The 10,538-nt window shown below is 62.8% G+C and carries 9 protein-coding genes; all 9 read left to right on the plus strand.

Annotated elements, in window-relative coordinates; translation table 11 throughout:
- A partial coding sequence (locus tag MUO23_01415; protein ID MCJ7511610.1) for an FGGY family carbohydrate kinase occupies window positions 1–1,544 on the plus strand: 1,544 nt, incomplete at its 5' end.
- 23 nt (window positions 1,545–1,567) lie between these two features.
- Window positions 1,568–2,605 (plus strand): Gfo/Idh/MocA family oxidoreductase, encoded by a 1,038-nt coding sequence (locus tag MUO23_01420; GenBank protein MCJ7511611.1) that lies wholly within the window; start codon window positions 1,568–1,570, stop codon window positions 2,603–2,605.
- Between the two features lie 29 nt (window positions 2,606–2,634).
- Window positions 2,635–3,678, plus strand: coding sequence for an alcohol dehydrogenase catalytic domain-containing protein (locus tag MUO23_01425; GenBank protein ID MCJ7511612.1), 1,044 nt, complete (start codon window positions 2,635–2,637; stop codon window positions 3,676–3,678).
- A 600-nt stretch (window positions 3,679–4,278) separates the two neighbouring features.
- A complete protein-coding gene (locus tag MUO23_01430) occupies window positions 4,279–4,653 on the plus strand; it encodes a hypothetical protein (protein MCJ7511613.1) in 375 nt (124 codons plus the stop codon).
- Between the two features lie 8 nt (window positions 4,654–4,661).
- A complete protein-coding gene (locus tag MUO23_01435) occupies window positions 4,662–5,243 on the plus strand; it encodes a glucose-6-phosphate isomerase (protein ID MCJ7511614.1) in 582 nt (193 codons plus the stop codon).
- A 5-nt stretch (window positions 5,244–5,248) separates the two neighbouring features.
- Complete coding sequence (locus MUO23_01440) at window positions 5,249–6,214, plus strand: phosphoglycerate dehydrogenase (GenBank protein MCJ7511615.1); 966 nt, start codon at window positions 5,249–5,251, stop codon at window positions 6,212–6,214.
- 65 nt (window positions 6,215–6,279) lie between these two features.
- Window positions 6,280–6,930 (plus strand): bifunctional 4-hydroxy-2-oxoglutarate aldolase/2-dehydro-3-deoxy-phosphogluconate aldolase, encoded by a 651-nt coding sequence (locus MUO23_01445; GenBank protein ID MCJ7511616.1) that lies wholly within the window; start codon window positions 6,280–6,282, stop codon window positions 6,928–6,930.
- A 23-nt stretch (window positions 6,931–6,953) separates the two neighbouring features.
- Complete coding sequence (locus MUO23_01450; GenBank protein MCJ7511617.1) at window positions 6,954–7,910, plus strand: hypothetical protein; 957 nt, start codon at window positions 6,954–6,956, stop codon at window positions 7,908–7,910.
- A 646-nt stretch (window positions 7,911–8,556) separates the two neighbouring features.
- The coding region (locus MUO23_01455) for a DUF3160 domain-containing protein (GenBank protein MCJ7511618.1) at window positions 8,557–10,538 on the plus strand (1,982 nt) is incomplete at its 3' end.

Consider the following 10,538-nt stretch of genomic DNA (forward strand, 5'->3'; position numbering starts at 1 on the left):
GGCGGAAGATCCTGATGGCGGGAAAGTACCTACTTGGGGTTGACTTGGGTACCAGCGGGACGAAGGCCGCACTGTACCGAGCCGACGGTTTGCTGATCGCGGAAACCGCTATGGATGTGCCGATTTACTATCCGACCCCCGGGGTCGTTGAGCAGGATAACGACGACTTCTACACCTCAGCCGCACAAACCGTCCAGCGATGCGTGCAAGGCAGCGGCATTGACCCCGATCAGATTGCTGCAATCGCTTTCGATTCGCAGATGGCAGGCATCGGGACAATCGATGAAGAGTACAAGCCTGCCACCCGGTTCGACTCTTGGCTGGACATGCGTTGCCAGCCGTATATCGAGATGGTTGACCGTGAGGCAGGTGATCTCGTCACCCGCTTGACCGGCTGCCCACCTACCTGCGACCATGGCCCGAAGATGCTGTGGTGGAAGCATGAACGACCGAATGAATACCGGCGTGTGGCCAAGTTCATCACCCCGGCTGCCTATGTCGCCGGGACGATGGCTGGCCTTAAGGCCGACCAGGCCTTTATGGACTATACCTTCATCCACTTCTCCGGCTGCGCGGATGCCCAATCCCAAACTTGGTCGGCACAACTGTGCGAGCGTCTCGGCTTAGACAAGGAGAAGCTGCCCGAGATCGTCGAACCGTGGCGGGTGATTGGCGAGGTGAAAGACAAAGCCGCGGCCGACTTCGGCCTCTCGGCGGGCACGCCCATTGCTGCTGGCGCAGGCGACACAGCCGCCAACGCCCTCGGCGCGGGCGTCGTCCAGCCAGGCATGCTGTTCGATGTGGCGGGCACGGCGGCTGTGCTGGCAGGCTGCACCAACCGCTTTGTCGCAGACGAGAAGCACCGCGCCCTCTTGTCAATGCACTCGGTCTTGCCCGGGCTGTGGAACCCGTTGGCCTATATTGCAGGCGGAGGCATCGCCTTGCGCTGGTTCCGCGATCAGTTCTACAAGGGCCAGCCTGGCCAGACTATGGTCGCGGATGTCGATCTGTACAATCAGATGACGGCTGAGGCTGCAGGAATTGCTCCCGGCGCGGACGGGTTGTTCTTCTCGCCTCACCTGGGAGGACGAATCTGTCCGGCTTCGCCGGCCATGCGCGGCGCCTGGATCGGCTTTTCGTGGGGGCATACCCGGGCGCACTTCTGCCGCGCCCTGCTGGAGAGCGTAGCCTTTGAGTACGCTTTCTACCTGAGCATCCTCATGTCTCACATAGAGGACCTCAGGCTGGTAGAAGCACGCGCGATCGGAGGCGGAGCGCGCAGCGTGGTGTGGAATCAGATCAAGGCGGATGTCCTGGGAGTGCCGTATCAGCGCCTGCGGCGCGATGAGTTCGGCACCTGGGGCAGCGCCTTGATTGCTGGGAAAGCCGCCGGGCTGTTCGATGATCTGGGTGCGGCGGCTGCCGAGGGGGCGAAAGCCGATGGCGAACCCGTTCGACCCAATCCGCTGCACCGCGCCACGTACCAACGGCTGGTGGAGGATTACCTAACCGTGCAGGAAACGCTGCAGGCGTACTTCCATTGATTCCAGGCCAGGGAGCGAAGGCTGTGAAGAATCCAGTCCGTGTGTGTGTGATTGGTGCGGGCCGCGTGGGCCGGCTCCATTCCGCCTCGATCGCCCGGTACGTGCCCAGCGGCCGGGTGGTGGCCATCGTTGATCCTGTGGCGGAGGTTCTCGAGACCACCGCCAACGAGTTTGGTATTGAGGGCCGGTTCGCAAGCCTGGAACAGGCGCTCGAGAAAGTGGACTTCGAAGGCGTGGTCGTCACTACGCCCACGCCCGTGCACAAGCCGATCACTATCTTGGCGGCCGAGCATGGAAAGCACGTGTTCCTGGAAAAGCCGATGGCGCTCAGCTTGCCGGAGTGTGACGACATGATCGCGGCCGCCCGGCGGAACGATGTGCTCCTCCAGCTGGGCTTCATGCGCCGCTTTGATCCGGAGTTTGTGGCGGCTGCCAAGCGAATCGAAGCCGGTGAAATCGGCCAGCCCATGATGATCAAGACCCTTACGCACGGCCCCGGCCTTCCGCCGCTTTGGGCCCGTGACCTGACTACCTCGAACGGTAATCTAGCGGAGGTCAATAGCCATGACTGGGACACCATTCGCTGGCTGATGGGTTCAGACTACGAGCGGGTCTATGCCGAGGTCACCAACTTCAAGGGCAGGCGGCACAACATCGATACCCCCGGCTACTACGACCATGCCATGGTGACCGTCCGCCTGGTCAGCGGCGGACTCGGGATGATTTCGAGTATCTGTCCCTGCGACTACGGCTACGACGCCCGCGTGGAAATCCATGGTGAGAAGGGCATTATGCTGATTGGCGAACTGAAAGGGCAGGCGATCGTCGTGGGCACCGACCGAGACCACGGCCTGGTGACCCCGATCTTCCGCACCTGGCCCGAGCGATTCGCCTGGGGCTATGTCCATGAGTTGGAGCACTTTGTCCAATGCATCGCGACGGGCAAGGAACCCAGGGTGGGTGCTGCGGAAGGACGATGGGCCGTCGCCGGCGTACTGGCGGCCACCCGTTCGTTCCAAGAGCATCGTCCCGTGTACCTGAAGGAGATCCTGAGCCGATGACGGGTTGCGGCTGGATCGGAGGTGATTGATTGCTGGCGGCGGTCTATCACGGCCCCAATGACTTGCGGCTTGAGCACGTTCCCGAGCCCTCGATCGGCCCCGGGGATCTCCTGATGAAGGTGGTGGCCGCAGGCATTTGCGGCACAGACCTGCGCATCATACGCGGTGATCACCGCAAGTTTCCGATTGGCACCGTCCGGATTCCCGGTCACGAGATCGTGGGCACCATCCAGGAGGTTGGTTCCGAGGTCAAGGGGTTTGTGGTCGGGCAAGTCGTCTTCATCGCGCCGAACATCGGCTGCGGCCACTGCCGCGAATGTGTCTCGGGAAGCACCAACCTGTGTGGCAGCTTTGATGCGATTGGCATCACTCTCGATGGCGGCTTCGCCGAATACTTGCGTGTGCCTGCGACTGCTGTGCTGCAGGGAAACGTCATGCCCCTGAACACGGGCGTCGATCCGGCTGCGGCTGCCATGATCGAACCATTCGCCTGCGTGCTGCGGGGACAGGACGCCATACGAATCCTTCCAGGAGAGGTGGTCCTGGTGATGGGCGCCGGACCCATCGGGGTCATGCATGTCAAGCTTGCGCGTCTGCGCGGGGCCGGGAGGATTCTGGTCAGTGAGCCTTTCCCGAGGCGGGCAGCCCAGATTTCGAGCATGGGCGCAGACCGGGTTGTCAATCCCACCGAGGAGGACCTTGCGACCATAGTGGCTGAGGAGACCCGGGGGCGGGGCGCGGAGGTCGTCATCGTGGCGGCCCCTGTTCATTCTGCACAGGAATCGGCGCTGCATCTGGCCGGAGTGGGTGGCAGGATCCTGTTCTTCGGCGGTCTACCGAAGGATCGACCCAGGATTGCATTCGACTCGAACCTGCTGCACTACAAGGAATTGGTGGTTACAGGGACGACGGCTTGCAGCACCGGCGACTGTTTGCGGGCGACCGCGATTGTCAACTCCGGACGGATTGATCTGAGCGACGTGGTCAGTCATCGTTTTTCACTGGCTGCGGCGGCCGACGCCTTCGCCACAGCCGAGAGCCGCGATTCCCTGAAGGTCATCCTTGAGCCGTGAAATGCCTGCTTTGCGCAAGGTCCCGCCACAGGTGGTGACCGTACTTGGTCCGGTGCACCCGGGAGAACTGGGCACGACCGATGCGCACAACCACCTGTGGATCGACGTTGTTCAGGGTTCCGAGGCCGGAAGCCCCGTGTTGAACAGCCCCAGGCGGATCCTTACTGAACTGCAGGACTACGGGCGGGAGGGTGGCACAAGTATGCTGGATTGTCAGCCGGGAGGTTATGGTCGCAATGCCTCCAGACTGGTGGACCTCTCCCGGGACAGCGGCGTCAGGATCGTGGCCTGCACAGGGTTCCATCGCCGCCGGTACTACTCAGCCGACCACTGGCTATGGCGGGGGACGGCCGAGCAGACGGCGCAGAACTTCATGGATGAGAGGCCACTCATTGCCTCGACGAGGCTCGTGAACGACCGGAGTCGGTTCGCGCTGGCTTCATCAAGATCGCCTTCGAGACCGCCGTCCGGGAGACCCCGCAGGAGCGTCTGCGAGGGGCGGCCACGGCCGCGGCCAGCACGGGTCTCGCCATGCTAGTCCATACCTAGAAAGGCGCGGACGTCGAGAACATCGTCAGATTCCTCATGGACCAGGGAGGCATGCCGACGCAGCTTGTTCTCTGCCACATGGAGAAGGGCCCCGGTCTTGCTCTCCACCGCGAGCTTGCCCGTTCAGGTGTCGTACTTGAGTACGACACCTGCTTCCGCCGCAAGTACGAGCCCGAGGTCGACCTGTGGCCCTTGATGGAGGGAATGGCCTCTGCCGGATTGACAGACTACCTGGTGTGTCCGTTGGGCATGGCCGAACTCGAAATGTGGAATAACTTCGGTGGCAGCCCGGGCCTACCCGCACTCCTCACCGATGTTGTCCCTCGCCTGCACGATCTGGGGCTCGGCAAGAGCCTCATCCAGGGATTGGTCGGAGGCAATATCGCTCACCGCCTTGCCGGGTCGGAAACATCCAGCCGATCCTAGGAGCTCTTATGGCTGACATTCCGTTTGTCTTCACGATTTCCTCTCCGCAGATCGCGCCTACGCGGCTTGACAGGCACATCACGCGTACGCTGGGGTCATTGCAGGGGCACTTCCAGGATCAGGATGCCTTTGCAGCGATGCTGGCAAGGGGGGACATCCCGGTCTATGAGGTCTATGAGCTCCGTCGGCCGGAGCTCGCTGGCGAGCTTCAACTGGGGATGTCGATCGTTCATCCCGGAAAGGTCGGAAGTGAGTTCTTCATGACCAAGGGCCACTTCCACGAAGTGTTGGAGGCGGGTGAGATGTACTACTGTCTGAGGGGCGAGGGCTTCATGGTTATGCAAACACCCGAGGGGGAGGCTGCCGTTGAGCCGCTCGCCCCCGGTCGGGTTCTTTACATTCCGCCTCGCTGGGCGCACCGTTCGGTATGCACCTCCCGCCAGGAGGACCTGGCCACATTCTTTGTCTACCCAGGGCACGCAGGCCACGACTACGCCACCATCGAGCAGGATGGTTTCCCCAAGCTGGTGATCGAAGGCACGCAGGGCATTGAAATCGTCGACAACCCGCGCTGGCGCAAGGGCCGGTGACTTTCATGGATCTGAGCCAGTGCCGGCTGCTCGTGACTCCAACTTCCTACGCCAAGCACGACCCTCGGCTCAAGACCGATCTGGAGAGTGTCGTTGCCGAGGTGATCTACAACCCCACAGACAGGCCTCTGCGCTCGAGCGAGGTGGCGCGTCTCCTGCCAGGAATAGATGGTTACATCGCCGGACTGGATACGATTGATCGCGTCGCACTGCAGTCGGCCGACCGTCTCAAAGTGATCGCTCGCTATGGGACGGGTGTTGACAACGTCGACCTGGAGGCGGCTCGGAAGAAAGGCATCATTGTCACCAACACTCCCGGAGCCAACGCCGTCTCGGTTGCCGAGCTGGCTTTGGCGCTCATACTCGCCCTCGCCCGGCAGATCCCCGAAGCCGCAGCTGCGACCCATGAAGGCAAGTGGCCACGCCTCGCAGGTACTTCGCTGGAGGGCAAGTCGATTGGGATCATCGGCCTGGGGGCGATTGGCAAGCAGTTGGCCCGAAGATTGGAGGGCTTTGACTGCCGGATCGTCGCCTACGACCCGAAAGGGGACACAGGATTTGCCCGTCTGCATCATGTGGAGCTGCAGGCACTGGACGATGTCCTTGGGCAGGCCGATTTCGTCAGCCTGAATCTGCCTCTCACCCCGGAGACGCGCGGGATTGTCAACTCGGAATTCCTGGCAGCCATGAAACCCGGTGCGTATCTGGTGAATACGGCCCGCGGTGAAGTGGTGGACGAGAACGCTCTCTTCGAGGCGCTGCGCAGCGGTCACCTGCGCGGCGCGGCCTTGGATGCCTTCTCGGGCGAGCCACCGGATCCGAACCACCCGTTGTTGTCTCTGCGGCAGGTCATTGCCACCCCGCACCTGGGTGCCCAGACGGACGGGGCGACCAACAACATGGGCTGGATGGCCCTGCGGGATTGTCTGGCCGTCCTGCGCGGTGACGAACCGCTGCACCGAGTGGCTTGATCGGTGCCACGCCACAGCCGGCCTTGCAGAAGAGGCGAAGGCCACCATCTCGAAAGGGCAATGCCATGACGAAAGAAGCTACGCTCGCCAGGATACAGGACATCGGGCTTGTCGCCGTCATCCGAGGGCCTTCCGCCGGGCTGACACTGCAAATGGTCGAGGCGCTCGTGGCTGGCGGCGTCAAAGGCATAGAGATCACTTACAGTACACCGGAGGCAGAGGTGGTCGTGTCTGCGCTGGCCGACAAGTACGGCGACTCGATCGTCCTGGGGATGGGCACACTTACCGATCCGGCCCAGGCAAAGGCCGCCCAAGCAGCAGGCGCCAGCTATCTGGTGAGCCCTGTTTGCGAGGCTGACCTCGTGCATGCCATGCTGGCAACCGGCCTAGCGACGATGGCCGGCGCACTCACCCCCACGGAGGTCTTCCTCGCCCACCGGCTTGGATCGGATGTGGTGAAGCTGTTCCCGGGCTCCCTGACCGGACCGGGGTATGTTAGGGCCCTCAAGGGGCCGTTTCCGAATATCCCCCTGATGCCGACGGGTGGTGTGAGTGCCTCCAATGTCGCCGAGTGGTTCGCCGCCGGCGCGATAGCGGTCGGAGCAGGCAGCGAATTGTGCCCGCCGCACCTGGCCAAGGAAGGGAAGTTCAGCGAGATCACCCGGCTCGCCTCCGAGTTCGTGAAAGCAGTGCAGCTTGCCCGGGCCGCTCCGTAGCTTCATCGCAGCAGGAGGATCCCATGCCTGAGGGCTACGAGATCACGACCAAGCCCCATCCGACCTTCTACTTCATCGGGGTAACCACCAGCAAGTCCTCCATCATGAAGGTCTTCCCTCTCTGGATGAAGGAGATCGGCCGCTCCGAGGTTGTCATCGAAGGCATGGACTGCAAGATCCATGATGGGGCCGAGGTCTACCGTCGAGCCGTGGCGCAGATCAAGCACGACCCGCTCTCGCTTGGCGCGTTGGTCACCACCCACAAGATCGACCTGTTGGACGCCGCCCGCGACATGTTTGACTACCTAGACACCTACGCCCAGATCTGCGGGGAGGTGTCGAGCATTTCCAAACGCAACGGCCGCCTGGAAGGCCACGCCAAGGACCCCATCAGCTCCGGCCTGAGCCTGGATGCAATCACCGGGAAGGACTACTTCAAGCGGACGGGTGGCGATGTCTTGAGTTTCGGCGCCGGCGGGTCAGCCATCGCCACATTGCTTCACCTGATGAACAAGCAGGACAAGGGCGATCGCCCCCGGCGCTTCATCTTCGTGAACCGCTCGCAGGGAAGACTCGACCACGCCCAAGCGATGGTTGCGGGCATAGACACCGACATTCTGGTCGAGTACATCCAGAATGCTGACCCAGTACGCAACGACGCCATTATGGGCGAGATGCCACCCCACAGTGTTGTGATCAATGCCACCGGGATGGGCAAGGACACGCCCGGTTCGCCGATCACCTGGAATGGCATCTTGCCGCTCCACGCCATTGCCTGGGAGTTCAACTATCGCGGTGAGCTGGACTTCCTGCATCAGGCAGAGGCGCAGGTCACTTCGCGCGACGTCAAGGTAGAGGATGGGTGGGTATATTTCGTCCATGGCTGGACGCAAGTCGTCGCCCAGGTTCTGCATTTCGACCTCAGTGCCAGCCTCTTCGAACGCCTGAACCGGGTCGCCGAGACGGTGCGCGCGAAGTAGCCGTCAGCGCACCCATCCAAATGGGGGCCACTTTGGAGTGGTACCAGGCCCTGGTCGTGGATCCGGCCGGTCAGGCTAGGCTTTCGCGATCATCGGCCGGGGAATTGCAGTGGAACCGTCCAAAGGGATCAGTCCCGACTACGGCCTGTCTTGCGAGGCTATTGAACCCGCCCTGGTGCTCTGATGCAGCATCGCCGGCCCCTCATCCGCTCGTAGGATCGTCCCGCAAACGAGCCTTTGTGTCGACGGGTGGGCATCAGTTCGGGGCGCTTGTCCTCAAGCCATGATTCGACGCCGGCCTTGAGGCTCGTGGCCGCTGAGAGAAGCTCCTCAAGTTCAGACTCTTTGAGTTCCCCGCCCCGGTCATACGTGCCGACGTCGCGTTTCGTTCGGCAAGCGTCCATGTACTCGGCAACGTCGGTCATCTCCTCCCCCAAAGCGAGCTGCAGTACCTGGCCAAGCCGCTTTCTGGGCGAGATACGCCGCCGAGAGCCTCGCTCCGGGCCTGGTGCCGGGCACCTGAAGGCGCGAGAAACCCTGCCACTGGTGAGTCCCACTGCGCACGGCCTCAGCCTCCCCGCGGCGCGATAATGGGCTTGTTGCGCTGCCAACTGAGTGCGGCGGCCCGATGGATGGAGGCAATGGCATGAGTAAGAACACGGTCGCATCCGTTGTGATCCTGATCGCGCTCGTCTCCGGTGCCTGCAATCCCGGAGCTCCAACGGACCAAGTCGAGACTCCCTCTCCAAGTGAGTCGGCCGTCCCGGTGCCCACGGCTGCGGCGCCGGTCACGGGTCCCGCCTTGCCGGTCTTCGCTACCTACGACGAGCCCGCCGTGAGCGTTTCGCCGGCCGTGGCGCACGAGCCGATCGCTGCCGACTTGAGCAATGTGCGTGTCCCGTTCTTGCTCTCCGATGGATTGCGCCAGCAGTTGGGGGAGAATGGCTTTGTCGTCGCTCCGGGGACCGAAAAGGAGTTCTTCACGGTCTACGAGAAGGCGCGCTACGACAACCAACCAGCCTTTGTCACCAGCGATTCGCTGCTGCATGTCTACCATTTGCTCTTCGACAAGGTCCTGCGCACGGCCGAGGTTGAGCATTTCATCCCGCTGCTGCGCGACCTGAATGCGGCGATGCTGGCGCAGACCGATCAACAGTACCAGGCGCTCAAGGGGGGACCCTGGGAGGAGGCTGCCCGGCGGACGGTGGCTTTCGTCGGCGTCGCCAGCCGGGCGCTCGAGCCTGAGGTCCAGGTTCCGGACTATGCCAGCGACCTGGTCGATAGCGAGCTGGGGCTGATCGAGAGCGCCGACGGCATTCTGCCCTCGCCGCTGTTCCCCGGGCTGGAGAACGGCGAGGATTACACCCAGTACATTCCCCGCGGGCACTACACGCTGCGCGACGATCTCAAACGCTACTTCAAGAGCATGATGTGGTACGGCCGGATGACCTTCCGCCTGAAGGCCAAAGACCCGGAGGTCGGAAAGGAAGAGACCCGATCCGCCCTGCTGCTCATCCAGGCGCTCAAGGAGGCCCGGGTCGATGGCCGGCCGGCGTTGGACGTCTGGCAGGACTTGTACAGCCCGACCGCCTTCATGGTCGGCCGTTCGGATGACCTGACCGCCTTGCAGTATCTCGACGTCTTCGAAACCGTCTACGGTCCACAGGCCGTCGTCTCCGACCTGGTCGATGAGGCCAAGCTGCAAGAATTCATCGACCTTGCCTTTCAGCTCCCCGCACCCAAGATCCTCGGCCTGGTGATCATGGATACGGATGAGGTCGACGAGACGACCAAGGGCCTGCGCTTCATGGGGCAGCGCTTCGTCCCGGATGCCTACGTCTTCCGCGAGCTGATCTACCGCAATGTCGGCACCCAACAGGACGCCCGCGGCCTGCCCAAGGGTCTCGACCTGTTCGCCGCTATGAGCTCCGAGCGCGCCTACGAACTCCTGGACGAGATGGGCGAGACCCACTATGCAAACTATCCCGAGCAGATGCAGAAGATGCGCGATTGGATGTCCAGCCTGAGCTCGCAGGAATGGACGGAGACGCTGTACAACGCCTGGATCTACACGTTCTATCCGCTGATCGAGGCGCCCGGCGAGGGCTATCCGGCGTTCATGCGGTCCTCGGCCTGGCTGGACAAGCAGCTGAACACTGCCTTGGGAAGCTGGTCGGAACTCAAACACGACACGATCCTGTACGCCAAGCAAGTCTATGCCGAGCTGGGGGGCGGGGCGCCTCCGCCGCCGCCCGAGCCGCCCAAGGGTTACGTCGAGCCGGTGCCGCAGTTCTATGCCCGCCTGGCGGCATTGACGGCCATGACGCGCCAGGGACTGGAGAGCCGTGGGCTGCTCAATGAGCAGGACCTGACCAGCCTGGACACGCTGGAGGCACTGGCCCGTTCGCTGCAAACGATGGCCGAGAAGGAGCTGCGCGGCGAGCCGCTCACCGAAGACGAGTACGCCACGATCCGATTCTACGGTGGGCAGCTCGAAAACCTGACGATGGCGGCGGCCGACTCGGACATGGAGGATCCCTACGCCCGGCGGTTCATGGAAGAGGAGCCACAGGCGGCCGTGATCGCCGACGTTGCCACCAATCCCAACCCGCCGGCGTCTGCGCTCGA

This window comes from Anaerolineales bacterium (genome assembly GCA_022866145.1).
Classification (GTDB): domain Bacteria; phylum Chloroflexota; class Anaerolineae; order Anaerolineales; family E44-bin32; genus PFL42.